The sequence below is a fragment of the Delftia tsuruhatensis NBRC 16741 genome (assembly GCF_001571325.1).
GTDB classification, from domain to species: Bacteria; Pseudomonadota; Gammaproteobacteria; order Burkholderiales; family Burkholderiaceae_C; genus Comamonas; species Comamonas tsuruhatensis.
Genome location: NZ_BCTO01000047.1, coordinates 1 through 25,458 on the forward strand (window position 1 = coordinate 1; position 25,458 = coordinate 25,458).

Annotated in this window: 22 protein-coding genes and 1 pseudogene; 13 read left to right on the plus strand and 10 right to left on the minus strand. The window is 65.7% G+C overall.

Annotated elements, in window-relative coordinates; translation table 11 throughout:
• Positions 1-324: 324 nt before the first annotated feature.
• Entirely contained in the window at positions 325-1,104 is a 780-nt protein-coding gene (locus DTS01S_RS21595) for a tyrosine-protein phosphatase (protein ID WP_016449410.1), read from the minus strand.
• Between the two features lie 218 nt (positions 1,105-1,322).
• On the minus strand, positions 1,323-4,238 hold the full coding sequence (locus DTS01S_RS21600; protein ID WP_016449409.1) for a DNA topoisomerase III: 2,916 nt from the start codon (positions 4,236-4,238) through the stop codon (positions 1,323-1,325).
• 128 nt (positions 4,239-4,366) lie between these two features.
• Between DTS01S_RS21600 and DTS01S_RS21605 the strand changes: the two genes are divergently transcribed.
• From DTS01S_RS21605 to DTS01S_RS21615, 3 genes are read left to right on the plus strand one after another with little or no spacing between them, the layout of a single operon-like run.
• Positions 4,367-5,017, plus strand: coding sequence for an SET domain-containing protein (locus DTS01S_RS21605; protein WP_026062805.1), 651 nt, complete (start codon positions 4,367-4,369; stop codon positions 5,015-5,017).
• Positions 5,014-5,844 (plus strand): biotin--[acetyl-CoA-carboxylase] ligase, encoded by an 831-nt coding sequence (locus tag DTS01S_RS21610; RefSeq protein ID WP_016449407.1) that lies wholly within the window; start codon positions 5,014-5,016, stop codon positions 5,842-5,844. The genes DTS01S_RS21605 and DTS01S_RS21610 overlap by 4 nt, the downstream gene beginning before the upstream one ends.
• 34 nt (positions 5,845-5,878) lie before the next feature.
• Entirely contained in the window at positions 5,879-6,610 is a 732-nt protein-coding gene (locus DTS01S_RS21615) for a hypothetical protein (RefSeq protein WP_017407049.1), read from the plus strand.
• 74 nt (positions 6,611-6,684) lie between these two features.
• Here the strand turns inward: DTS01S_RS21615 and DTS01S_RS21620 are convergent, their stop codons facing one another.
• Together DTS01S_RS21620 and DTS01S_RS21625 are read right to left on the minus strand one after the other, a co-directional pair.
• On the minus strand, positions 6,685-7,617 hold the full coding sequence (locus DTS01S_RS21620; RefSeq protein WP_017407048.1) for an N-formylglutamate amidohydrolase: 933 nt from the start codon (positions 7,615-7,617) through the stop codon (positions 6,685-6,687).
• A gap of 175 nt (positions 7,618-7,792) precedes the next feature.
• Positions 7,793-8,761, minus strand: a complete 969-nt coding sequence (locus DTS01S_RS21625) for a Bug family tripartite tricarboxylate transporter substrate binding protein (RefSeq protein ID WP_026062916.1) — start codon at positions 8,759-8,761, stop codon at positions 7,793-7,795.
• A gap of 109 nt (positions 8,762-8,870) precedes the next feature.
• Between DTS01S_RS21625 and DTS01S_RS21630 the strand changes: the two genes are divergently transcribed.
• On the plus strand, positions 8,871-9,851 hold the full coding sequence (locus DTS01S_RS21630) for a LysR substrate-binding domain-containing protein (protein ID WP_016454232.1): 981 nt from the start codon (positions 8,871-8,873) through the stop codon (positions 9,849-9,851).
• On the opposite strand, the gene DTS01S_RS21635 is transcribed toward DTS01S_RS21630, so the two are convergent.
• The 3 genes from DTS01S_RS21635 to DTS01S_RS21645 form a co-directional block, all read right to left on the minus strand.
• Complete coding sequence (locus DTS01S_RS21635) at positions 9,835-11,334, minus strand: sensor histidine kinase (protein ID WP_061288737.1); 1,500 nt, start codon at positions 11,332-11,334, stop codon at positions 9,835-9,837. The genes DTS01S_RS21630 and DTS01S_RS21635 overlap by 17 nt on opposite strands.
• A 95-nt stretch (positions 11,335-11,429) precedes the next feature.
• The gene (locus tag DTS01S_RS21640; protein ID WP_012202808.1) at positions 11,430-12,104 is read right to left on the minus strand and encodes a response regulator; all 675 of its coding nucleotides are present in this window, start codon (positions 12,102-12,104) and stop codon (positions 11,430-11,432) included.
• A 100-nt stretch (positions 12,105-12,204) separates the two neighbouring features.
• Positions 12,205-12,705 (minus strand): MarR family winged helix-turn-helix transcriptional regulator, encoded by a 501-nt coding sequence (locus DTS01S_RS21645; protein ID WP_017407164.1) that lies wholly within the window; start codon positions 12,703-12,705, stop codon positions 12,205-12,207.
• Between the two features lie 147 nt (positions 12,706-12,852).
• On the opposite strand from DTS01S_RS21645, the gene recA reads away from it, so the two are divergent.
• Together recA and recX are read left to right on the plus strand one after the other, a co-directional pair.
• Entirely contained in the window at positions 12,853-13,956 is a 1,104-nt protein-coding gene (recA, locus tag DTS01S_RS21650) for a recombinase RecA (protein ID WP_016449400.1), read from the plus strand.
• A gap of 202 nt (positions 13,957-14,158) precedes the next feature.
• Positions 14,159-14,638 carry a recombination regulator RecX gene (gene recX / locus DTS01S_RS21655; protein ID WP_017405111.1) on the plus strand — a complete coding sequence of 160 codons (480 nt, stop codon included), beginning with the start codon at positions 14,159-14,161 and terminating at the stop codon, positions 14,636-14,638.
• Here recX and yddG read toward each other — a convergent pair.
• The 3 genes from yddG to argC are packed head-to-tail and all read right to left on the minus strand — an operon-like array spanning position 14,635 to position 18,390.
• Positions 14,635-15,555, minus strand: a complete 921-nt coding sequence (gene yddG, locus DTS01S_RS21660; protein ID WP_017405112.1) for an aromatic amino acid DMT transporter YddG — start codon at positions 15,553-15,555, stop codon at positions 14,635-14,637. The two genes, recX and yddG, sit on opposite strands and share 4 nt — an antisense overlap.
• Positions 15,556-15,577: 22 nt before the next feature.
• Positions 15,578-17,461, minus strand: coding sequence for a hypothetical protein (locus DTS01S_RS21665; protein ID WP_026062307.1), 1,884 nt, complete (start codon positions 17,459-17,461; stop codon positions 15,578-15,580).
• On the minus strand, positions 17,458-18,390 hold the full coding sequence (gene argC / locus DTS01S_RS21670) for an N-acetyl-gamma-glutamyl-phosphate reductase (RefSeq protein WP_061288739.1): 933 nt from the start codon (positions 18,388-18,390) through the stop codon (positions 17,458-17,460). Before argC ends, DTS01S_RS21665 begins: the two co-directional genes overlap by 4 nt.
• A 435-nt stretch (positions 18,391-18,825) precedes the next feature.
• On the opposite strand from argC, the gene sucC reads away from it, so the two are divergent.
• The 7 genes and pseudogenes from sucC to DTS01S_RS29920 all read left to right on the plus strand — a co-directional run bounded on the left by sucC (position 18,826) and on the right by DTS01S_RS29920 (position 25,439).
• The gene (sucC, locus tag DTS01S_RS21675) at positions 18,826-19,986 is read left to right on the plus strand and encodes an ADP-forming succinate--CoA ligase subunit beta (RefSeq protein WP_016449395.1); all 1,161 of its coding nucleotides are present in this window, start codon (positions 18,826-18,828) and stop codon (positions 19,984-19,986) included.
• Between the two features lie 20 nt (positions 19,987-20,006).
• The gene (sucD, locus tag DTS01S_RS21680; RefSeq protein ID WP_016449394.1) at positions 20,007-20,900 is read left to right on the plus strand and encodes a succinate--CoA ligase subunit alpha; all 894 of its coding nucleotides are present in this window, start codon (positions 20,007-20,009) and stop codon (positions 20,898-20,900) included.
• A gap of 165 nt (positions 20,901-21,065) precedes the next feature.
• Complete coding sequence (locus DTS01S_RS21685) at positions 21,066-21,758, plus strand: TerC family protein (RefSeq protein WP_016449393.1); 693 nt, start codon at positions 21,066-21,068, stop codon at positions 21,756-21,758.
• 294 nt (positions 21,759-22,052) lie between these two features.
• The gene (locus tag DTS01S_RS21690; protein WP_061288741.1) at positions 22,053-22,835 is read left to right on the plus strand and encodes a PP2C family protein-serine/threonine phosphatase; all 783 of its coding nucleotides are present in this window, start codon (positions 22,053-22,055) and stop codon (positions 22,833-22,835) included.
• A gap of 248 nt (positions 22,836-23,083) precedes the next feature.
• Complete coding sequence (locus DTS01S_RS21695; protein WP_061288743.1) at positions 23,084-23,794, plus strand: FHA domain-containing protein; 711 nt, start codon at positions 23,084-23,086, stop codon at positions 23,792-23,794.
• Positions 23,795-24,016: 222 nt separating this feature from the next.
• A complete protein-coding gene (locus DTS01S_RS29915; RefSeq protein ID WP_074932015.1) occupies positions 24,017-24,508 on the plus strand; it encodes a pilin in 492 nt (163 codons plus the stop codon).
• Between the two features lie 157 nt (positions 24,509-24,665).
• Positions 24,666-25,439: pseudogene (locus DTS01S_RS29920) on the plus strand (IS5 family transposase).
• Positions 25,440-25,458 lie beyond the last annotated feature (19 nt).

Below are 25,458 nucleotides of genomic sequence, written 5' to 3' on the forward strand. Positions count from 1 at the left end.
GGCCTCGAAAAACAACCACCCGGCAGGGACAAATCCAGCGAAAGAACCAAAGCACAAAGAGTCACCGCGAAGTCCGCGTATGACTCACATTGGCATCCACAGTCCCAAACACCGTCACCCCACTGGCACTGGACGCCTGGCTCCCCGAAACATCCCCAGGCACCCCGCCCGCACAGCCAGCCAGCCCCACACTCAGGGCCACCAGCACCATCGCGGCCAGCTCACGCATGCCGTATTTCATCGCAATCTCCTTGAACTCCGGCGCAACCGACCGGCACAGCCCATGTTAGCCGCGCCACCCTGCCGCCCCGTGAGCGAAGGTAATCACCCTTCGAGGTAAAGCGCGGCCAGCCGCTCGCGTGCCGCACTGTCGATGCCCAGCGCATCCCGCAGATACCCTTCCATCCCCCCGAAGTCGGCCCGCACCATGTCGGTGGCGGCCGCAAGGTAGGAGGCCTGCACGCGCCACAGCACATCCATCACTTCGGCTGGCATGGGGGCGAAGGTGGTGGCGGGCCGCTGGTAGAGCTGGTTGGTCAGCAGGTAGTCCTGCATCACGGTGTCCTCGTCCACGCCCAGCGCGGTGAGCAGCAGGGCGGCAGCCCAGCCCGTGCGGTCCTTGCCGGCCGTGCAGTGGAAGACCAGCGGATCCTGGCTGTCCAGCAGCAGCTGGAACAACTGTGCAAAGCGCGGTGCGTAGGCGTGCACGAAGCTGCGGTAGGTGTCCTGCATCAGCTCCTCGGCATGGGCGGCCGTGAGGTCGTTGCCTGCGGCGATCAGGGCACTGGCGCGCTGCACCACGGTGGGCTCGACGATGAGCGCATGGCGGGCAATGCCCGGCCATTCGTAGGCCAGGTGGGCGCTTTCCATCTTGCCCCGGAAGTCCGCGCTGCGCGCGAGCTTCAGGCCCTGCAGCACGTCCAGGTCCGCTGCGCTGAGGCCGGCCAGGTGGTCGGCACGGAACAGCGTGCGCCAGCGCACGCGCCGGCCATCCAGGCCCGCGTAGCCACCGAGGTCTCGGAAGTTGGAGGCGCCGTCCAGGCGGATGGAGCGCGAGGGCGCCGGGGAGGAAGCAGCGGCGGCAGCCGCTGCCGGGGTGAGCATTTCGGTATCCATGCCCGCTAGATTAGCCCAAGCATGTGTTGCCCCCATGTCAGGCCGGCGACCCGCTGGCGTAGAGCTCAAACACTGCCCTCAAAACTGGCGCGCCCCAAAGCCAGGGACACCGAAGAAGGGCCTAAGCCGGCCGCGCCGCCCCGCACCGAGGGTGTCGTCCCCCTCCCTCGCGGAGCGAGTAGAGAGGGGGAAGGCGCGTAAGCGCCTCAGGGGGTGAGATGTTTCCCCACGATGCCGGCCAGCTCGAACATGTTCACGCTGTCCTTGCCGAAGACGGGCCGCAGCTTGTCATCGGCGCGGATGACGCGCTTGTCCTTGGGGTCCTGCAGGTTCTGGGCCTTGACGTATTCCCACAGCTTCTTGACCACTTCGGTACGCGCCACCGTGCCTTCGCCGATGACGGCGGCCAGGGCCGCGCTGGGCTGCAGCGTGCCGGCGGCCGGCTTGCGCGCAGTCTTGGTGGCGGTCTTTGCCGTGGTCTTGGCCGCGGCCTTCTTGGCAGGTGCCTTCTTGGCCGGCGCGCTCTTGGCGGCCGCCGTCTTGCGCGGCGGGTATTTGCTGTCGCGCTGCTCGAACTCGAAGTTCACCTTGCCGGCCGCGCCATCCCACACCAGGAAGGCCTTGAAGCTGCGGCGCGTGCGGTTGGAGACGAACTTGTCCAGCAGGTCGGTCTTGCCGGTCTGCAGCAGCTTTTGCATCTGCTCGCGCTCTATGGGCTGCTGCAGGATGATCTGGCCGCTCTTGAAGTCGCAGCTGGGCGTGGCCTGGGCCAGCGTGGGCACGGCCTTGGCGCAGACGTAGTTGCTGCCGTGCTCGAAGACGGGCGCGCCGCACTTGGGGCAGGGGCCCAGCGATTGCTGGCTGGCGAAGTCCACCAGCTCGCCCGTGTCTTCGGAGGCGGCGTCGTCGCCAAAGTCGAACTCGAGCTTGTAGTTGCCGCCTTCCTCATCGCGCACGATGGTGACCTCGGCCACGAAGGGCCAGCCTGCCTTGGAGCGAAAGCCGTCCAGCGGGCCCAGGCGGCGGTCGCGCAGCAGTTGCTCGGCCTCGGCCGTCTCGAAGGTGCGGCCTGCAGGCGACTTGGTGAACGAGAAGCCGCAGCCCGCGCCCTGGCCGTCGCTGCCCGTGCAGCCGTAGCGGCGGTAGTTCTCCTTGACCACGCCGCCGCAGTTGGGGCAAGGCGTGGACAGGGTGGCGTAGTCGCCGGGCACGGTGTCTCGGTCGTATTCCTTGGCCTTCTTGACCAGCTTTTCCGTCATGGACTGGATCTGCTGCATGAAGGCATCGCGCGAGAGCTGGCCCTTTTCCATCTGGGCCAGCTTGTATTCCCATTCACCGGTGAGGTCGGCGCGCGAGAGCTCTTCCACGCCCAGGCCGCGCAGCAGCGTCATGAGCTGGAAGGCCTTGGCCGTGGGAATCAGCTCGCGGCCTTCGCGCAGCATGTACTTTTCGGTCAGCAGGCCTTCGATGATGGCCGCGCGCGTGGCAGGCGTGCCCAGGCCCTTTTCCTGCATGGCCTCGCGCAGCTCGTCGTCCTCCACCTGCTTGCCCGCGCTTTCCATGGCGCCCAGCAGCGTGGCTTCGGAGTAGCGCGCGGGCGGCTTGGTCTTGAGGCCCTTGGGATCGACCTGGCCGGCGCGCGGCTGCTCGCCGGGCTGCACCGCGACCAGGGGCTGGCCCTTGTCGCCGTCCTTGCCGCCTTCGACCTCGTTGGCGGCCTCCTTGCCGTAGATGGCCAGCCAACCGGGCTTGACCAGGATCTTGCCTTCGGTCTTGAAGCTGTGCTGCTCGACCTTGCTGATGCGCGTGGTCACCTGGTGCTCGGCACTCGGGAAGAACACGGCCATGAAGCGGCGCACGACGAGGTCATAGAGCTTTTGCTCGGCCTCGGACAGGCCGCTGGGCGCCTGCGTGGTCGGGATGATGGCAAAGTGATCCGACACCTTGCTGTTGTCGAAGATGCGCTTGGTCGGGCGCACATAGTTCTCGTCCAGCGCCTGCTGGGCAAAGGGCGCCAGGTGGCGCATGCCGCTGCCGGCCAGCATGGCGAAGGTCTGGTGCGCCACGGGCACGTAGTCCTCGGGCAGGGCGCGCGAGTCGGTACGCGGGTAGGTCAGGGCCTTGTGGCGCTCGTACAGGCTTTGCGCCAGCGCCAGCGTGGTCTTGGCCGAGAAGCCGAACTTGCCGTTGGCCTCGCGCTGCAGGCTGGTCAGGTCGAACAGCAGCGGGCTGGCCTGGGACGTGGGCTTGGACTCCTCGGTGACCTGGGCCGGCTTGCCGCGCACGGCGTCGGCGATAGCCTGGGCGTCGCGCTGGTTCCAGATGCGGTCGGCGCGGGCTTCCGCATCCTCGCTCTTCTTCCATTGGGGATCGAACCACTTGCCCAGGTACTGGCCGGCCTGCGCGTCGAAGGCGGCATGCACTTCCCAGTAGTCGCGGCTGACGAACTTGCGGATCTTTTCCTCGCGCTCCACCACCAGGGACAGCGTGGGCGTCTGCACGCGGCCCACGGTGGTCAGGAAGAAGCCGCCGTCGCGCGAATTGAAGGCCGTCATGGCGCGCGTGCCGTTGATGCCCACCAGCCAGTCGGCCTCGGAGCGGCTGCGCGCCGCGCTGGCAAGGCCCTGCATCTGGCTGTCGCTGCGCAGGTTCTGGAAGCCGTCGCGGATGGCCTGCGGCGTCATGGACTGCAGCCACAGGCGCTTGACCGGCTTGCCCAGGCCCTTGCCGTCCGGCTTGGCACCTGCAGCGTACTGCTCGATCAGGCGGAAGATCAGCTCACCCTCGCGGCCCGCGTCGCAGGCGTTGATGAGTTCGGTGACGTCCTTGCGCTTGGCCAGCTTGACCACGGCATTGAGCCGGCTCTTGGTCTTGTCCACGGGCTTGAGGTCGAAATACGGCGGAATCACCGGCAGGTTGGCAAAACTCCATTTGCCGCGCTTGACGTCGAATTCCTCGGGCGCCTGGATTTCCACCAGGTGGCCCACGGCGCTGGTCACGACGTAGTGCTCGCTCTCGAAGTATTCATCGTGCTTGTCGAATTTGCCCGCCACCGGAGTCAACGCGCGGACGATGTCCTGCGCGACCGAAGGCTTCTCAGCAATCACCAGGGTCTTTGTCATTGTGTGTACTCGTCATTCCCCGCAGGAGCTGCATGTCGCATGCCTGCGCTTCTACAATCCATGGCTCACGCGTGTACGTACGTGTACGCGCACGCGCATGTGTGCCTATTCAAGTTATCAGAGAAAACATGCCCCGCACAGCTTTGGCCCCTTCCGGCGGCCGCCGTATCCAGACCCGCCGCTCGGGTGTCCATGGCAAGGGCGTCTTCGCCGTGCAGGATCTTGCCGAAGGCGAGGTCCTTGTCGAGTACGTAGGGGAAATCGTCAGCTGGCAGGAAGCCCAGGACAGGCACCCGCACGACCCCAGCCAGCCCAACCATACCTTCTACTTCCACATCGACGAAGACCGCGTGATCGATGCCAACTACGGCGGCAATTCCTCGCGCTGGATCAACCACAGCTGCGCGCCCAACTGCTACACCGACGAGCGCGATGGCCGCATCTTCATCGTCGCACTGCGCAACATCGCCGCCGGCGAGGAGCTGAGCTACGACTACGGCCTGATCATCGACGAACCCTACACCAGGAAGCTGAAGGCCGAGTATCCCTGCTGGTGCGGTGCGGCCACCTGCCGCGGCACGCTGCTGGCGCCCAAGCGCGGCTGGCGTCCGCCCATGCCCGGCGATGCGTTGCCGGCCGGCGCAAAGCCGAAATCGGAAAAGTCTGAAAAGGCAAAGCGGCCCCAAAAACAGCAGGCCCAAGCGCCAAAGCCTTTGGGCAAACCCACCCAAAAGCCGAAGAAGAAATCCGGCACATCCTCGACAAAGGCGGGCGCATGATGGCTTCGTCCCCCATCCACTGGCCTGCGGAGTCGCTGTGGCAGGCCATCGAGCCGCAACTGCCGGGCTTTTCCGTGGAGATCGTGCCCAGCATCGGCTCGACCAATACCGAGCTGATGGCACGCGCCCGCGATGGCCGCAACGAACCCGTGCTGCTGGTGACCGAAGTGCAGACCGCCGGCCGGGGCCGGCTGGGCCGCCAGTGGACCAGCGGCGTGGGCGATTCGCTGACCTTCTCGCTGGGCATGCCGCTGGCGCCTGCCGACTGGTCCGGCCTGTCGCTGGCCGTGGGCCTGAGCGTGGCGCAAAGCCTGCAGCCGCAATTGCCCGCCCCGGGCTCGCAGCGCCCGCGCATCGGCCTCAAATGGCCCAACGACCTGTGGATCGACGGCGACCGCAAGCTCGGCGGCATCCTGATCGAGACCGCCAGCTTTGTCGGCAGCGCCGCGCATGAGCCCGGCACGCCGCGCTACGTGGTCGTGGGCATCGGCCTGAATGTGCGCCCCCGCCCCGGCGACGGCATGCGCACGCCGCCGGCCAGCCTGCTGGAACTGGACGAGCGCCTGGACGCGCCCACCGCCCTGGCCTGCGTGCTGCCGGGACTGGTGTCCGACATCCAGGCCTTTGCCGCCCAGGGCTTTGCGCCGCTGGTGGACCGCTTTGCCCAGCGCGACCTGCTGCGCGGGCGCGCCGTCAATCTCAGCGACGGCGAAAGCGGCATGGCCGAAGGCGTGGGCCGCGATGGCGCGCTGCTGGTGCGCACGGCGCGCGGCCTGCAGGCCATCACCAGCTCGGAAATCAGCGTGCGGCCGGCTGCTGTAGGCTAGAGCGATTGATGCACTAGGCCCGCCGAGAAACGACATGCTGCGAATTGCCTTTCTGCTGCTGGTGCTGGCCAATGCCGGCTACTACCTCTGGAGCCACGGCCAGCTCCAGGCCCTGGGCCTGGCACCCCCGTCCACGACCGAGCCCGAGCGCCTGGCCCAGCAGGTGCGCCCCGAGGCGCTGAGCCTGCTGAGCGTGGACAACGCATCCACCACGCCCTCGCCGGCCGCCGCCCCGTCCACGCCAGCGCCGGCCTCCACCCCGGCAGGCGGCGAGGAGCCCGCCCCTGCACCCAGGCCCGCCCAGGCTGCAGGCCAGCCCACCAGCTGCCTGGTGGCCACGGGCATCGAAGACCGCCATGCCGAGGCGCTGCGCCGCGGCCTCATCGCCCAGGTCGCCAGCGACCAATGGGACCTGAGCAGCACGCACCAGCCGGGCCGCTGGATGGTCTACATGGGCAAGTTCCCCGACGCCGAATTCCTGGAACGCAAGCGCGCCGAACTGCGCGCCCGCAAGATCGATTTCGACCGTGCGGGCGGTGCGCTGGAGCCGGGCCTGTCGCTGGGCCGCTTTTCCACCGAGGAGGCGGCCACGCGCGAGCTGACCAACTTCGCGCGCCAGGGCGTGCGCACGGCCCGCGTGGTGCAGGAGCGCCCCGACATCACGCTCTACACCCTGCGCCTGCCCCAGGCCACGGCCGCACTGCGCAGCCAGGTCGAGGCCATGGGCGGCAAGGCCTTCGAGGGCAAGCCGTTCAAACCCTGCTGAACCCGTTGGGCACGCCATGCGAAAAGGCCCGCGATCACAGGATCGCGGGCCTTTTTCATTTCAGCCGCCGCGGGTCAGAGCGCGCGCGGGTCGGTGGCCATGAGCTGCTCGACCAAGACCTTCAGATCGGTGGTCAGGCGCAGGTAGCCGGCCTGGTCCAGTTCCAGGGTCTGCTCGTTCATGTAGAGCTTGCGGTTGATCTCGATCTGGATGCTGTGGCGGTGCTCGGCAGGCTTGCCGTAGCGGCGCACCAGCTCCACGCCCTTGTAGGGATGGTTGTAGTCCACGCTGTAGCCGCGCTCGCGCAGGAAGGCGCAGATGCGCTCGGACAGCGCGGGGCTGGCCGTGCTGCCGTCGCGGTCGCCGATGACGAAGTCGGCATGCACCAGGCCCGGGTGCAGCGTGGCATGGCTGGCGGCGATGGAAGGCATGGAATGGCAGTTGATGTGGATGCTGTAGCCATGGCGCGCATGGGCGGCGTCAATGGCGCGCTCCACGGCGGCGTGGTAGGGCTTCCAGCAGCGCTCGATGCGCTGCAGCAGCTCGGAGGCCGGCAACTGGCGGTCGTAGATGGGCACGCCCTCGTCGGTGAACTTCCAGATCAGGCCCTTGCCCAGGCGGACCTTCTGCAGCACGACCTGGTCGGTGGTGACGGGCAGCGGCCAGTCGCCTTCGATCATGGTGGTGTCGATCTCGGTGGTGTCGCGGTTGGCATCCAGGTAGATGCGCGGGAAATGCGCCTCCACCCAGCCCACGCCCATGCCTGGCGCAAAGGCATAGATCTTCTCCACATGCGTGTCCTCGGCCTGGCGCAGCGTGGCCAGCGGCAGGCAGGAGCCGAAGTCCTGCGGGTAGACCGTGCCGCTGTGCGGCGAGTCCAGCACCACGGCGCTGGTGCCGGCCACGCTGGTCACCATGGGCTGCGCGGCATCGGCCGCGCCGGAGCCTGCCGCGCCGGGCAGGGATTGCAGGAAGTTCTGACTGATCAGTCGCAGGACGGGATGCATGAGGAAGTGGTCTATCTCGGTTACGCATTGCACCGCTGCGCTGCGGCCAGCCCGCCATGAAACTGGCGCGTCCCAGGCCAGGGACGCCGAGCAAGGGCCGCCCCGCAGCGAGGGCGTCGTCCCCCTCCCGCGAAGCGAGAGAGGGGGAAGGCGCGAAGCGCCTCAGGGGGAGCCTTTAATCCAGCTGGATCTGGGCCGTGGCGGCAATCTTCTTCATCTTGGCCACTTCGCTGGCGATCTGCTTGGTGAAAGCATCGCTGCTGGTGCCGGAGATGTACAGGCCCTGGGCAGCCATGCGCTTTTGCACGGCCGGGTCCTTGAGCGCGGCCGCGATGGCCTTTTGCACGCGGGCGATCTGCTCGGGCGGCGTGCTCTTGGGGGCCACGAGGCCGAACCAGGAAGGATCGTTCAGGTCGGCGTGGCCGGCTTCGGCATAGGTCTGCACATCGGGCAGCACGTCCAGGCGCTCATGCCAGGACACGGCCAGGGCCTTGACCTTGCCGCCCTTGATGTGGGGCAGCGAGGACGCGACCTGGTCGAAATACACGGGCACCTGGCCGCCGAGCACGTCGTTGATGGCCGGGCCTGCACCACGGTAGGGAATGTGCTGCATCTCGGTGCCCGTGCTCTTCATGAACTGGGCGCCCCACATGTGGCCGATGGTGCCGTTGCCGGGCGTGGCGAAGCTGACCTTGCCGGGGTTGGCCTTCAGGTACTTCACGAACTCGGCAAAGTTGTTGGCAGGCACCAGCTTGGGGTTGATCACGATCACGCCGGGCGCCTTGACGATCTCGGTCACGCCGACGAAGTCGTTGATGGCGTCATAGGGCAGCTTCTTGAACACGGCAGGGTTCACGCCGTGGGTGGACAGCGTGGCAATGCCGAAGGTCACGCCGTCGGTGGCACGTGCCACTTCGGCCATGCCGATGGAGCCGCCGGCGCCGGCCTTGTTCTCGATCACCACCGCCTGGCCGCCCAGCAACTTGGGCAGCACGTCCTGCATGTTGCGCGGGACCATGTCGGTGGAGCCACCAGCAGGGAACGGAACGACGATGCGCAGGGGACGGGTGGTTTCCTGGGCGAAGGACATTCCAGGAACGACAGAAGAAGCGGCGATGGAAGCAAGGAAATGGCGTCGTTGCATAGGATCTTTCTTACAAACAAGGTCAGATTAAAAGAAATCTGCTCACAAAAAAAGCAAATACTGTGCCTGTTAATATTCCGAACAGGAATAGTTTCATCATATCCCTGTCATGAGTTTGCGCCGCCTCAACCCGCCCATACATCTGCTGCGCGCCTTCTCCACCGTGGTGCGCTTCGGAGGTGTCTCGCGCGCGGCCGAAGCCTTGCACTTGACGCAAAGCGCAGTCAGCAAGCAGATCCAGGAGCTGGAGAAGTGGGTGGGCGTGCCGCTGTTCGAACGCGAGCGCAAGCGCTTGAGCCTGACGCCTGCGGGCGAACGCTACGAGCGCGCCGTGCGCGCCCTGCTGGGCCAGCTGGAGGCGGCCACCCTCGAACTCATCACCAGCGATGACAGCCGAGGCGCGCTGCACCTGTCATCGCTGCCGACTTTCGCGGCCAAGTGGCTGATCCCCAGGCTGCCCCAGTTTCAGCAGCGCTATCCACAGATCACGCTGCACTTTGTACCCTACGTACACAGCTACCAATTTGACAGTCCGGGTCTGGACTGCGCGATTTTGTTCGGGGACGGGCATTGGAGCGGCGCGCACGCCCACTATCTGGTGGGCCGCCAGGTGGCGCTGATCGCACCGCCACATGGCACGGGCCCCGAGGCGCGCATCACCACGCCCCAGGACGTGGCGCGCTGCACGCGGCTGCGCCACGTGACCATTGCCGACGCCTGGGCGCGCTGGAGCGAGGCCCACGGCATCCACGGCATCAGCCCGCTGGCGGGCCCGCAGTTCGACCAGTTCCAGACCATCATTCGCGCCGTGATGGCGGGCATGGGCATCGCCCTGGTGCCACGCTGCCTGGTGCTTGACGAGCTTGCCGCCGGCCTGGTGAACGAGCCCCTGCCCCAGCACGGCTACCAGAGCGCCCTGGGCTACTGGCTGTGCTATCCGGCCGACCGTGCCAACCATGGCACGCTGGGCATCTTCCGCAACTGGTTGGTGGACCATGCGGCGCAGACACCGGGACGGGTGGCGATGGCCCCTGTAGCCCCCGATGCCCCTGCGGCAGCCGGTCAGGCGCCACCTATGCCTCAGGCTTAGGCGGCGGCGGCGAGCGCAGTGCCGTGAAGCGCACGCTGAAGCGTGCGCCCGGTGGCTGCTGGCCCGGATGCGCATCCTCCAGCACCACCTGCCCGCCATGCTGGCGCGCAATCTCCAGCACGATGGGCAGGCCCAGGCCCGAGCCATCGGCCTCCGAGCCCAGCACGCGGTAGAACGGCTGGAACACCAGCTCGCGCTCGGCCTCGGGCACGCCCGGCCCCGAATCCTCCACCTGCAGCAGCAGGACCTGACCAAAAGGATCGGCCAGCACACGCACGGTGACCATGCCCGGCCGGCTGCTGGTGGAAGGCGTGTAGTTGATGGCGTTGTCCACGAGGTTGCGTACCAGCTCGGTCAGCAGCGTGGCATTGCCCTGCAGCCAGACGCCGGCGGCCGAGGACTCGGCGCCGTCATAGCCCAGGTCCACATGCTTGTCCATGGCGCGCGGCAGGCAGTCGCGCACCACGTCGGTGACGATGCGCACCAGGTTGCACGGCTGCATGGCCAGGCCCCGCCCCAGGCCCGCGCTCTCGGCACGCGCCAGCGCCAGCAACTGGTTGACGGTGTGCGTGGCACGGATGCTGGAGCGCGCGATCTGGGCCAGGGACTGCCGCAGCTCGCCCGTACTCACGCCCTCACGCTGGGCCAGTTCGGCCTGCATGCGCAGCCCGGCCAGCGGCGTCTTGAGCTGGTGGGCCGCGTCGGCCAGGAAGCGCTTTTGCGTGGCCAGCGAGTCGCCCAGGCGGCCCAGCAGGTCATTGACCGAATCCACCAGCGGCACGACTTCCAGCGGCACGTCCTTGTGGTTGATGGGCGAAAGGTCCTCGGGCCGGCGCGCGCGGATGCGCTCCTCCAGCCGGTGCAGCGGCTTGATGCCGCGCGCCAGCGCCAGCCACACCAGCAGCGCGGCCAGCGGCAGGATGACGAACTGCGGCAGCATCACGCCCTTGATGATTTCCGTGGCCAGCACGCTGCGCTTTTCGCGCGTCTCGGCCACCTGGACCAGGGCCTGCGGTTCGCCCGGCAGGGGCATGCGCACCCAGACATGGGCCACGCGCAGATCGATGCCGCGAAATTCCGCATCGCGCAGCTGCACGGTGCCGCCGGCCGGCAAGCCTGGAGGCGCCGCGCCAGTCAGAGCCTCGTCGGGCTCGGGCGGCGGCGGCAGGTCGCGCTCGCCGGCCAGGTATTCGCCCTTCACGCCCAGCACCTGGAAATACACGGTGTCCGACTCGTCGGCACGCAGGATCTCGCTGGCCGACTGCGGCAGGTTGAACAGCACCTTGCCGTGCTGCACCATCACCAGCTGGGCCAGCGCCTGGGCGTTGTATTCCAGCGCGCGGTCGAAGGGTTTGTTGGCCAGGCCCTGGGCCACCAGCCAGGTCAGCGCCAGGCTCACGGGCCACAGCAGCAGCAGCGGCGTGAGCATCCAGTCAAGGATCTCGCCGAACAGGGAGCGCTGTTCACGCTGGAAGATTTTCATCGGCGGGCAGCCCCTTACGACGGGTTCACGGCCCCGCGGCAACCACCACTATGCGCAGGCAAGCCAACCCGGGCCTGACAGCCACGGCAGCGGCCTCAGGACGCGATCTTCTCAAGGCAGTAGCCCAGGCCGCGCACGGTGGCGATGCGGATGGGGCCGCGCTCTATCTTCTTGCGCAGCCGGTGGATGTAGACCTCGATGGCGTTGTTGCTGACTTCGTCGCCCCACTCGCACAGGCGCTCGACCAACTGGTCCTTGCTGACCAGCCGGCCGGCCCGCTGCAGCAGCACTTCCAGCAGGCCCAGCTCGCGCGCCGACAGCTCGACCATCTTGCCGTCGATGGTGGCCACGCGGCCGGCCTGGTCGTAGACCAGCGGGCCGTGCTTGATGGTGCTGCTGGCGCCGCCCATGCCGCGCCGCGTGAGGGCGCGCACGCGCGCCTCCAGCTCGGACAGCGCAAACGGCTTGGCCATGTAGTCGTCGGCACCGTAGTCCAGCCCCTGCACGCGCTCCTCCACGCTGTCGGCCGCCGTGAGGATGAGCACCGGCAGCGCATCGCCGCGGCCGCGCAGCTTCTTGAGCACTTCGAGACCGTGCATCTTGGGCAGGCCCAGGTCCAGGATCAGCAAATCGAATTCGCTGCTGGTCATCAGCGCGGTGTCGGCCTCGCTACCATTGGCCACATGGCTGACCACGGCGCCCGAGCCGCGCAGGCTGCGCAGCAGGCCATCGGCCAGGACCTGGTCGTCTTCGGCAATCAGAATGCGCATGGGGGATGTCTCCTGTAATGCAGGCGCGCTCTGGGAGTTGGAAATGCGCGCCTTTAATTCCCAGGATTCTAGGATGCGCCCCGCAGCGCGGGCAGGGACCTTACCCGAGTGAGCCGCCGCCCGCGTAGGCCTCCAGCCCCAGCGCCACCACAGTGGCGATGTCGTCGCCGACTTCCTCGCGGAATTCGGCCTCGGCCTGGGATACGGCGTCATGGAAAGCCTGCAGCCAGGCCAGTCCCGCTGGCGTGAAGCGGATGCGGCGCGCGCGCGCATCGCGCTCGTCGCTCTCGCGCGTGACCAGGCCCCAGGCCTCGCACTGGGTCACCAGGTCGCCCATGGACTGCTTGGTCATGCCTGCGCGCTCTGCCAGGTCCGTCAGCCGGTCGCCAGCCAGCGACAGATGCCGCGTGATGTGGATATGGGCCGCCCCCACCTTGTCGCGCGCAGCGAGGTTGGACAGTGCCAGCGGCACCTCCACATCGCGCGCCATGAGCTGCAGCACACGCGCGTCGAACCGCCGCATGGCATGGCCGAGCAGGCGGCCCAGGTGGGTCTGGCGCCAGGCGTCGGCGGGCGGCGTGACAGGGGAAAGCTCACTCATGGATGCATTGTGGAGGCAAATCCAACAAGTCAGGGAAACTGACCAAAAACACCAACAAATCAAGACAGCAAGCCCATAAACTACTGTTCAAGCATCCAGCCTGAATGCAAATACAGAGCTGAATCCATACCCAACCCAGGAGTCCGCATGAACACCGCCGTCACCACCGCCAACAGTGAAAAAGCCAAGGCCCTGCAGGCCGCACTCGCCCAGATCGAAAAGCAGTTCGGCAAGGGCACGATCATGCGCCTGGGTGAAGGCGAAGCCATCCAGGACATCCAGGTCGTCTCCACCGGCTCGCTGGGCCTGGACATCGCCCTGGGTGTGGGCGGCCTGCCCCGTGGCCGCGTGATCGAGATCTACGGCCCTGAATCCTCGGGCAAGACCACGCTGACGCTGCAGGTCATCGCCGAAATGCAAAAGCAGGGCGGCACCTGCGCCTTCATCGACGCAGAACACGCGCTGGACACCAGCTATGCCCAGAAGCTGGGCGTGAACCTCAACGAAGTGCTGATCAGCCAGCCCGACACCGGCGAGCAGGCCCTGGAAATCGTGGACAGCCTGGTGCGCTCGGGCGCCGTGGACATGATCGTCGTGGACTCGGTGGCCGCACTGACCCCCCGCGCCGAAATCGAAGGCGAGATGGGCGACCAGCTGCCCGGCCTGCAGGCCCGCCTGATGAGCCAGGCGCTGCGCAAGCTGACCTCCACCATCAAGAAGACCAATTGCATGGTCATCTTCATCAACCAGATCCGCATGAAGATCGGCGTGATGTTCGGCAGCCCCGAAACCACCACGGGCGGCAATGCGCTGAAGTTCTACGCCTCGGTCCGCCTGGACATCCGCCGCACCGGCACCATCAAGAAGGGCGACGAAGCCATCGGCAACGAAACCAAGGTCAAGGTCGTCAAGAACAAGGTCTCGCCCCCGTTCAAGACCGCCGAGTTCGACATCCTCTTCGGCGAAGGCATCTCGCGCGAAGGTGAAATCCTGGACATGGGCGTCAACGCCAAGATCCTCGACAAGTCGGGGGCCTGGTACGCCTACAACGGCGAGAAGATCGGCCAGGGTCGCGACAACGCCCGCGAATTCCTGCGCGAGAACAGCGGCCTGGCCGTGGAGATCGAGAACAAGGTGCGCGACAGCCTGGGCATTGCCCTGCTGCCCACGGCCGGCGGCGATGCGCCCGAAGCCAAGGCCGCCAAGGGCGCCAAGGCCAAGGCCGACAAGGACGGCGTGATCGAAGCCTGAGCGCCCAGCCCCCTCACAGCAGGCGCCGCAGCGCCTGCGCACACTGTGTTTGCCATCTTGGCGCAGGCTCACGTCTGCGCCTTTTTTATCGCCGGGACGCCCCAAGGCAAAAAAGCGGCCCCCTTGGGGGGCAGCGGACCTTGCGCAGCAAGGGGAGCGTGGGGGCCTTTTTTATTCGGGATGATTCAGGAGACATTGCCGCATGGGATTCGCCAAGCTGTCGCTCAAGGGCCGGGCGCTCAAGCTGCTGGGCCAGCGCGAACATTCACGGCTGGAGCTGGAACGCAAGCTCGCCCCCCATGTGGAGGAAGGCGAGGACCTGGGCGCCATGCTCGACGCGCTGGAGCAGCGCGGCTTCATCAGCGCCGAGCGCGTGGCCGAGTCCGTGCTGCATCGCAAGGCCGCGCGCTTTGGCACATCGCGCGTGGTGCAGGAGCTGCGCAGCAAGGGGCTGGACGATGGCCTGGTGCGCGCCGCCGCAGAACAATTGCGCGCCACCGAACTGCAGCGCGCCCATGCCGTATGGCGCCAGCGCTTCGGCGCACCGCCGGCCACCCCGCAGGAACGCCTCAAGCAGATGCGCTTTCTGGCCGCGCGCGGCTTTGGCGGAGAAATAGCGAGCAAGGTGCTGCGCGGGCGCAGCGAAGACTGGGATGACGAAGCTGCAGACGAAGGCAACTAATCCACGCGCCGGGTTGCGCCCCAGCACACCAGCGACCCCACGGTCACCAGCGCCACGCCCTGCCAGAAGCCCCAGCCCGGCTGCACCTGCAGCCAGGCACTGGCCAGCAAGGCAGAGAACACGGGCGTGAAGTACGAGGCCGCCGCCATCACGGCCAGATGCCCGTGCTGTATGCCGTGCTCCCAGCAGCTGTAGCCCATGGCCGTGAGCCCGCCCACGGCCAGCAGCTGCAGCACCACGGTGCCTGACCAGTGCATGCCGCCTTCGCCACCCAGCCACAACCACTTGATCCACAGCGCCAGCGCAGTCCAGATCAGGAACAACCCCACGGCATTGTGCCCCCCACCCCAGCGCCGAGCAGCCAGCGAATAGCAGGGCCACAGCAGGGCCGCGCCAAAGGCGAGTCCATAGGCCAGCGGATTGGCCAGCATGTGGTCCGCAATGCCCCGCAGTTGCAGCGAGTCGCCGCCCAGCACGCGCGTCAGCCCCCACAGGCACAGCAGCACGCCGGGCCACAGCCACCAGCGCGCATGCTGCTGGCGCAGCAGCACCGCCAAGACGATGGTCAGGCTGGGCCACAGGTAGTTGATCAGCCCCAGCTCCAGCGCCTGGGCGCGGTCCTGCGCCAGACCGATCGCCAGCGACAGACAGATTTCATAGACCGCAAACAGCAGCCCGCAGCCCCAGAAATAGGCCGGGTGCATGGTTCGCCATTGCGAAGGCCTGGGCAGGCCGCGCACGGCGGCCACGCACAGGGCGCTGACCGTATAGAGCATGGCAGCGCCGCCCACGGCGCCCAGCGGCTCGGCCACTGAGCGCATCAGGCCCACGGTGCAGCTCCAGCCCACCACGGCCAGCAGGCCGATGGCGGTGGCCCGGCCTGCGGCTGCAGGGGAACTGCTGTGCGCGGAAGACATGGGAAAGGCTGCGCGCGGCAGGTCAGTGCGGCTGCAGCACCTGGCGCAGCGAGCGGTAAAGCGCGTCCGAGCCGTGCGCGCGGTTGTCCGCATCGAAGGAGAACTCGTTGCTGGACTGCGTGCCGGTCGCGTCCTCGGGACGCGCCTCCATGAAGAAGGACAGGAAGCGCGCGCCCTGGCGGCGGTGCATGGTCAGCACTTTCTCCAGCCGCTGCGGCGACAGTGCCACCAGCGGATGGAACTCCGTCACGCCATAGGCGGTGTGGCCATAGCGGCGCAGCATCTGGCCGACCAGCGGCCCATAGGTGTCTTCGCCATACAGGCTGACACCCAGGGACAGCCCCGGCATGCGTTGCAGGCTGCGCTCCACGGCGTAGCGGCTGGCGTCCCAGCTCGGATTCGCATGGGGGTTGAGCTGGTGGGCAAAGCGAGGCACCCGGCCCAGGCAGCCGTGCCCGATGTGCTCGGAAAAGCCCTGGATGTAGTCGGCCACCTGCTGCTCGCGAAAATCGTTCCAGTCCGTCGCCAGCGGGTTGTAGAACAGCGCCAGCCGGTCCTGCGGGCTGTCCACCCAGAACTCCACACCATCGGGCAGCTTGCCGAAGTCAGGCAAGGCCTCGGCGGCATGGGGCCTGGGCTCGCCCTGGTGGCGGTCCATCACGGCGATCTGGCGCGTGGCCAGCAGGCCCAGGCTGCGCCCGCCGGCCTGCAGCACCACGTCGATGCGGTGCAGGCCCTCGCCCAGCGCCGGATAGCGGATGTCGGCACGCCAACCCACATCGGGCGTGAGGAAATCAGGCTTGGCCTGGGCCACATCCTGGCGGTGCATGTGCACGGGGGCGTGCGAGTAAGGGCGCCCGTCCACGAAGACGGCCACGGCCAGTTGCTTTTGCAGCTTCGCGTCGGGCGAGTGGACCCAGCCGGACACCGGGACCGTGCCAGCCGCATAGCTGTCGATGTGCTGGAAGAAGTTCTGCAGCGGCTCGCTGCGGATGTTGCGCGACGGAGGCTCCACCGCATCGAAGCTGGCGAACTCCGACTTCAGATGGGCATTGAGCCGCGCAATGTCGCCATAGCGCTGGCGCAGGAATGCATGGAAGCCCGCCACGGATGCAGGGCTGTAGTCGGTGACCGCATAGCCTTCGGCCGCGAACCCCATGCCGGCCTCGAAACCCGGGAACAGCTGGTGCGTCTCGCCCAGCACGGTGAGCGCACGCAGCGGATGCATGGCGGCATCGCCCGCAGCGCACATGCGCTCGGCCAGGGCATCAACCACCAGCTTGCGCACGCGCGTGATTTCATTGTCCTGCCGCGCAACCGACCACGGGAAGATGCGCGCGCCCAGATAGGTGTCCAGCGGCAGCGGTCCCTTGGGCGTCCAGGCCAGATTGGCGGGATCGGCGGCCAGGCGCTCCTCGGCCTGGGAGTGGACCTCGAAATGCGTGGCGAACAGGTAGAGCACCACGGGCCGCTGCGCCTGCGCCACCGTGCGCACCACGCGGTCCAGCGCCTCGCCCCGGACTTCCCAGGCCCGGCCGTTCCACTGCACATAGCGCAGCAGAGGCACGCTGAGCGTATAGCCCAGCTCCAGCCCCTCGCCCTGCGGCCGGCCCAAGCGCTGCAGCGTGGCTTTCACCATTTCCGCGGCTGAGCCCTGAGGGCCCAGGCAACTGGCAGGCACCTGCTGGAATTCCTTGGGAAAATCCTCGCGCAGCCCGTCCTGCACCAAGCAGGCTTCCATATTGCCCAGCAGCGGACTCAGCAGCAGGCGCGATGAGGAAGGCAATGCCGGCCGCAGCTTCCAGGCGAACACAACGATCAGCAGACACAGCACGGCCAGGGCCAGGACATGGCCCCAGACCGGACCGCGCCGGCCCGGCAAGGACGGGGGCGCGGGGGGCCTCACAGGCCCAGCATGATCTGCAGGTTCTGCACGGCGGCGCCGCTGGCGCCCTTGCCCAGGTTGTCCAGACGGGCGATCAGCACGGCCTGGCGGTACTGCTCATTGGCGAATACACGCAACTCCAGCCTGTTCGTGTCGGTCAGCGTATCGGCAGCCAGCTTCATGTCTTCGGTGGGCGGCAGCACCGACACCCATTGCTCGGGCGTGTTGGTCGCCGCGTAGTGGGCGGCCAGCGCATCGTGCAGATCGGCGGCCTTGGGCGCGCCCGGCAGCAGGTCCAGATGCAGGGGCAGTTGCACCAGCATGCCCTGGCGGAAATTGCCCACGGCAGGAATGAAGACCGGGCGGCGCGTCATGCCCGTGTAGTGCAGGATTTCGGGAATGTGCTTGTGCGACAGGCCCAGCGCATAGGCCTCGTAAGGCGCGGCCGTGCCGGCCTCGTAGGCTTCGATCATGCTGCGGCCGCCGCCCGAGTAGCCGGACACCGAGGGCAGGCTCAGCGCGTAGTCGGCTGGAATGAGGCCTGCCGCCACCAGCGGGTGCAGCAGTGCGATGGCGCCCGTGGCATAGCAGCCGGGGTTGGCCACGCGCGTGGCAGCCTTGACGGCGTCCAGCTGGCCCTTGCGCAGCTCGGGAAAGCCGTAGACCCAGCCCGGCGCCACGCGGTGGGCGGTGGAGGCATCGATGATCTTGATGGCGCGGCCGGTCTCGGCCTCGATGGCGTCGACCATGGCCACGGTTTCGCGCGCAGCGTCGTCATGCAGGCACAGGATGACCAGGTCCACGCCGGCGATCAGCGCACGCTTGGCAGCAGGATCCTTTCGCAGCTCGGGCGCAATGCTGACCAGCTCCACGCCGGACAGATCGACCAGACGCTCACGGATCTGCAGCCCTGTCGTGCCTGCTTCGCCATCGATAAAGACTTTTGCCATCGCTGTATTTCTCCTGCTGCGCGGCCCTCCTGGAGCCGCTGCGGCACCATTGCCGCGTTCCAGCTGCGGATTCTCACCGAAACCGGGCCCCCCTGCGCCCGTTGTCGCAAAACGGTTGGCAGCGGCGATCCAGGGCCGCTGACATGCGCCTGTTACAAACGGCGGGCAGGGCCGCCTGCAGATCCTCTATAAGACAAAAGAGCTGTGGCGTCTGGAGGAAATGTCGGGAAACCGTCTTTTCCCTGACATATCAATGCATTGCACAGTTCCTGGCATGCTGCTTGGCCCGCAGGAAATTGTGGATTCTGCGCATGGGGGCGTGTCGGATGGCGCAGTGCAGCATGGTACATTCGGCGATTGCCAGGTCACTCCGCCTTGAGGCAGCACCCCAGGGCTACCGGGTCAATCCCCCCCTATTTGTTTGAGAGAGACATCATGAAGATTCATGAATACCAAGGCAAGGACATCTTGCGTCAGTTTGGTGTGCCTGTACCTCGCGGTATCCCTGCGTTCACAGTGCAAGAGGCCGTCGAGGCCGCCCAGAAGCTCGGCGGCCCCGTGTGGGTCGTGAAGGCCCAGATCCACGCTGGTGGTCGCGGCAAGGGCGGCGGCGTGAAGGTTGCCAAGAGCATCGACGACGTCAAGGCACTGGCTGGCCAGATCCTGGGCATGCAGCTGGTCACGCACCAGACCGGCCCCGAAGGCCAGAAGGTCCGCCGCCTGTACATCGAAGACGGCGCCGACATCCAGAAGGAATACTACCTGTCGTGCGTGACCGATCGCGCCACGCAGAAGGTGGCCTTCATCGCTTCCAGCGAAGGCGGCATGGACATCGAGGAAGTGGCCCACTCCACGCCCGAGAAGATCATCACCATCTTCGTCGATCCCCTGGTCGGTCTGACCCAGGCCCAGGGCGAAGAGCTGGCCAAGGGCATCGGCATGCCTGCCGACTCCACTGCCCAGTTCATCGACATCTGCCAGAAGCTCTACAAGTGCTACATGGACACGGATGCCTCGCTGGTCGAGATCAACCCCCTGAACCGTGACAGCAAGGGCAATGTCATTGCCCTGGACGCCAAGTTCAACTTCGACGCCAACGCCCTGTTCCGCCTGCCCGAAATCGTGGCACTGCGCGACCTGGACGAAGAAGATCCCGCCGAAGTCGAAGCCTCCAAGTTCGATCTGGCCTACATCTCGCTGGACGGCAACATCGGCTGCCTGGTCAACGGTGCCGGCCTGGCCATGGCCACCATGGACACCATCAAGCTGTTCGGCGGCGAGCCGGCCAACTTCCTGGACGTGGGCGGCGGCGCCACCCCCGAGAAGGTCACCGAAGCCTTCAAGATCATGCTGAAGAACCCCAAGGTCGAAGGCATTCTGGTCAACATCTTCGGCGGCATCATGAAGTGCGACACCATCGCCACCGGCGTGATCACTGCCTGCAAGGCCGTGAACCTGCAAGTGCCCCTGGTCGTGCGCATGAAGGGCACGAACGAAGAACTGGGCAAGAAGATGCTGGCCGAGTCCGGCCTGCCCATCATCAGCGCCGACACCATGGCCGAAGCGGCCACGAAGATCGTCGAAGCCGTCAAGTAAGCAGGCCCGGAGAACACACCATGTCTATCTACATCAATAAAGACACCAAGGTCATCACCCAAGGCATCACGGGCAAGACGGGCCAGTTCCACACGGAAAAATGCATCGAGTACGCGAACGGCAAGAACTGCTTCGTGGCCGGTGTGAACCCCAAGAAGGCCGGCGAAAAGATCTTCGACGTGCCAATCTACGCCTCCGTCAAGGAAGCCGCACAAGGCACGGGCGCCACGGTCTCCGTGATCTACGTTCCCCCCGCAGGCGCTGCCGCCGCGATCTGGGAAGCCGTGGAAGCCGACCTGGACCTGGCCATCTGCATCACCGAAGGCATCCCCGTCCGTGACATGCTGGAAGTGCGCAACAAGATGCGCGCCAAGGAAGCTGCAGGCGGCAAGCGCACCCTGCTGCTGGGCCCCAACTGCCCCGGCCTGATCACGCCCGACGAGATCAAGATCGGCATCATGCCCGGCCACATCCACAAGAAGGGCCGCGTCGGCGTGGTCAGCCGCTCCGGCACACTGACCTACGAAGCCGTGGCACAGCTGACCGAACTGGGCATTGGCCAGTCGTCGGCCGTGGGCATCGGCGGTGACCCGATCAACGGCCTCAAGCACATCGACGTGATGAAGGCCTTCAACGACGATCCCGACACCGACGCCGTCATCATGATCGGCGAAATCGGCGGTCCCGACGAAGCCGAAGCTGCCCGCTGGTGCAAGGACAACATGAAGAAGCCGATCGTCGGCTTCATCGCGGGTGTCACCGCCCCTCCCGGCAAGCGCATGGGCCACGCCGGCGCGCTGATCTCCGGCGGTGCCGACACGGCCGACGCCAAGCTGGCCATCATGGAAGAGTGCGGTTTCGTCATCACCCGCAATCCCTCCGAAATGGGCCGCCTGCTCAAGGGCCTGATCTAAGCGGCACCGGTTCTGCGTGACATCCAGGGTTCGCTCCAGGAAGAAATTACGCAGAATTACGAATCGGTAAGGCGGCAAGTCCGCCCTACACTGACGACTCCAAAAAAGAAAAAGCGCCAGAGGCTACCGCCCTGGCGCTTTTCAACTCATAACAGCGGAGAAACCATGGAATACCTGCAAAGCGCCGATTTCTGGATCGGCCTGTTGAAGATCGTCTGGATCAACATCATCCTGTCTGGCGACAACGCCGTCGTCATCGCCCTCGCAGCACGCTCGCTGCCTCCCGCACAGCAAAAGAAAGCCGTCATGTTCGGCTCCGGCGCCGCCGTGGTGCTGCGGATCATCCTGACCGTGGTCGCGGCAAAGCTGCTGGAGCTGTCGTTCCTGCAGATCGTGGGCGGCTGCCTGCTGCTGTGGATCGGCCTGCAGCTGCTGACCGGCGAAGAAGATGATGAAGGCGAATCCAAGGGCCATGGCAGCATGATGGTCGCCATCCGCACCATCCTGATCGCCGACCTGGTGATGAGCCTGGACAACGTGATCGCCGTGGCCGCCACTGCGCAGGGCAACATGGTCCTGCTGATCCTGGGCCTGGCCATCAGCATCCCGCTGGTGATCTTCGGCTCCACGCTGATGATCAAGCTCATGGAGCGCTTCCCCGTCATCATCACGCTGGGCGCCGCACTGATCGGCTGGGTCGGCGGAGAAACCATCGTCAACGACCGCCTGCTGCACGGCTACGCCATCAGCCACCCCTGGCTGCACTATGTGGCGGCCGCAGCCGGCGCCGTGCTGGTCGTGGGCATTGGCAAGTTCCTGCAGGCGCGCTCAGGCGCAAAGCACGCAGCCCAGGCCTGACGCTGCCGCAGGCAGCACCTTCGCCGCATCACGAACGCACTGCCCCGGCAGTGCGTTTTTGCTTTGTGAGGACCCATCTTGATGTGGCGTCAAGCTGACGAGCCGTTGCGCCCGCGCATTCCGGGCACTTGCGCGCACTGTTTTCATTTACGCTGTGCACCGGTCTTCACCATTGCATCTGCACACCAGGGACTGATGGCACCACCGCCGAATCCGTCCTTTGCCACCATGCCCAGCGCCCCCAAAATCCCGGACCAACCCACCCGGCAGCAAGCTCCTGCCCAGTACTGCGCCATGGTTGCACGCACCGATGTGGGCCGGCGCCGTGACAACAACGAGGACGCCGTCACCATCCACCCCAGCGCCCAGCCCTGGCCCATTGCCGTGCTGGCCGATGGCATGGGCGGCTACAACGCCGGCGAAGTCGCCAGCGCCATGGCCATCAGCCTGGTATCCGTGGCGCTGCAAAGCACCACCACCGAGGCGCCCGTGGCCAACACGCCGCAGGCCCGCCAGGAATTGCAGCAGTCACTTGCCAATGCCCTGAACCTGGCCAACGCCGCCATCCTCACCGCCGCCCAGGAAACACCCGGCTGCCGCGGCATGGGCACCACCGTCATCGCAGCCGCTTTGCTGCCCGGCCTGCTGATGCTGGCCCACCTCGGCGACTCGCGGGCCTATGGATGGCGCGATGGCCAACTGCTGCGCCTGACCCGGGACCACACCTGGCTCCAGGAAGAAATCGATGCAGGCCGCATCCAGGACCACGAAGCCCGGCAGTCCGGCCTGGGCCACCTGCTCACCCAGGCCCTGGGCGTGACCCAGGACGTCACACCCGACTTCAATGAATGGCCGCTGCAGCCTGGCGACCGCATCCTGCTGTGCTCCGACGGCCTTACCGACATGCTCGATGACGACGCCATTGCCGCACTGTTCAAGCAGTCCAGCCCGCTGCCCGTGCTGCTGACCTCGCTGCTCACGGCCGCCAATGAAGCAGGCGGAAACGACAACATCAGCGCAGCGCTCATCGAACTCCAGGGCAACCCGCCCTCTGCCGCCTGCGCTGCCATCGATTGAGCCCAGACAGAGCGCAGGGATCGACGGCAGAACCCATCCGATGGACGCGCTTGCGTGCGCAGAAACCCCAGGTTCCAATTGTCAAAAATGATTGCGCACCCAACAATCGGTCAAAGACAAGCCATAGCCTGTATCAAATACGATGACGGACTCCGGCGTGCCCGGGCCGCAGACATAATAGTTGGATAGACCCCAGCTCCGGATCACCCAGTGCAGTGCAAGCCGGGCATAACAAAGGAATTTTGAGCATGCCGACCCTGGTCATCTCCATCGACGGCGCCGTCATCAAGGAAGTGCAGCTGACCAAGGAGCGCACCACGCTGGGACGCCGCCCCTACAACGACATCGTGATCGACAACCTCGCCGTCAGCGGCGAGCACGCCGTTCTCAGCATCGTCGACGGCACCGTCATCATCGAAGACCTGCGCAGCACCAACGGCACCTATGTCAACGGCCAGCCCATACTGCGCCAGACCCTGAACCACGGCGACCTGCTGGACATCGGCAAGTACAAGATCCGCTTCGTGCAGCAGCAGGTCAGCGCCTCCTCGCGCTCGGCACTGGCGGCCATTGCCGCAGCAGTGGAGGCAACCCGCCCAGCCCCCTTGGCGGAAGACCTGCCATCACAGTTCAGCACCCAGACCCCCTCAGGCTTCGATCACACCCTGCCGCCTTCGATGGCCGGCCTGGCCACGCGCCAGGCTGCCATCCGCATGCTCAACGGCAACGCCGCTGGCCGCGAAGTCCCGCTGGTCAAAGTCGTCACCACCCTGGGCAAGCCCGGCGTGGCGGTCGCCTCCATCACCCAGAAGCACCACGGCTTCGTGCTCGCCCAGCTGGAAGGTGACGCCCTCAGCCTCAAGCTCAACGGCCAGGAAATCGGCCGCCGCCCCATGCCACTGCAGCACGGAGACACGGTGGAGCTGGCAGGCACGCAGATGCAGTTCCTGGTGGCGTAAGGAACCAGCTCGACCCCGCCGACAAGCTTGGCGTGACGTCTGTAGCAAGCGCACGATCTCTGACAAAAACGTCACAACAAGTGGATCAATTTGTCAGAGAATGGCGTCCAACCGTGTCAGTTGCAACCAAACCATACATAGACGTGGACCTTGGCCCCCTGGAGCGACTGGCACGGCTCTTGCTCAGTAGAGCATGCAATCAACCCCTATGAGGAGAAGTTCATGAAGCGTTCCATCCAGCAAGGTTTTACCTTGATCGAATTGATGATCGTTGTGGCGATCATCGGCATTTTGGCAGCCGTGGCGCTGCCGGCTTATCAGGATTACACGACTCGGGCAAAGGCAACGGAAGGCTTATCCCTTGCATCTGCAGCCAAAGTTGCCGTAGCGGAAAACGCAGCAAATGGTAAGCCGTACGCTGCCGGCTGGATCGCTCCTAATAAGACGAACAACGTCGAGAAGGTCGAAATCAATGAAGGTGCGGGTTATATCACTATCACTTACGCGTCAGGCGTGGCTGGTGGCGGCACTCTTATTCTGAACCCCATCGATGGACCAAAAATTGGTGGTACAGCTTTCTCTGGCGGAACTTCCACTGCCTCCAATATTCCCACTAGCGGCTCCATTAGCTGGAACTGCCGTGCAGCAGATTCTACTGGAGTCGGTCAAGCTGGTACTATCAAAGCTAAGTACGCTCCTGCCGAATGCCGCTAATCCCTAGCATCTTTCGCAGACGCCAAGTCCGTAAGTAAATAAAAAAGGCAATACGCTCTCGCGTATTGCCTTTTTTCGCTTAACAACCGCTTCTTATTTAAAGTGGCTAACACCACTTCCCCAGAGGCCCCTCAGAACGATTATGCTCGCTGCCCTCATGGCACGACGTTCCGTAAGCAAAGAACTGTGGCGGCAGCTACAGTCCCTCATTCCCTTCTGCCAAAGGCGGTGCGCGCAAGCTCGCAGTCAGCGATGAGGCAGCCCTCAACGGCATCTTGTTCGTGCTGCAAACAGGCGTTCCATGGGAAGACCTTCCCCAATCTCTTGGGTACGGCAGCGGCATGACCTGCTGGAGACGCCTGCACGACTGAAATGCCGCTGGTTTATGGGAGCAGTTGCACCAAGCCATGCTGACTCGCTTGCGTGAACATGAGCAGATCGACTGGAGCCGGGCCAGCATTGATGGCTCCTCGGTACCAAGTCCCAGAGGGCCAGGAATCGGGCCCCAACCCCACGGACAGAGGCAAGCTCGGCTCCAAACGACACATCGTCGTAGATGCCAGGGGCATTCCTCTAGTGATCTTGGTCAGCGGTGCGAATAGGCAAGGCTCCAAGATGTTCGAGAAGTGCGTGGACGCGATTCCTGCGATTACAGGCTTGCCAGGGCGTCCCCGTAAAAGACCAGCCAAGCCACACGCCAACAAATGCTACGACTTCAAGCGTTGCCGAGCCCACCTAAGGCAGCGAGGCATTGAGAGCAGTGAGCGGCTGGCTGGGCAAGCACCGGTGGGTGGTGGAGAGGACACACAGCTGGTTTGCAGACTTTGGCAAGCTGCGAATCCGCTTTGAAAGACGACTGGATATCCACGAAGCGCTGCTGAAACTGGCAGCGGCGATGATCTATGTGCACTTCGTGGATCGGTGGAGTTAGCCAGTCTTAAAATTCGGCG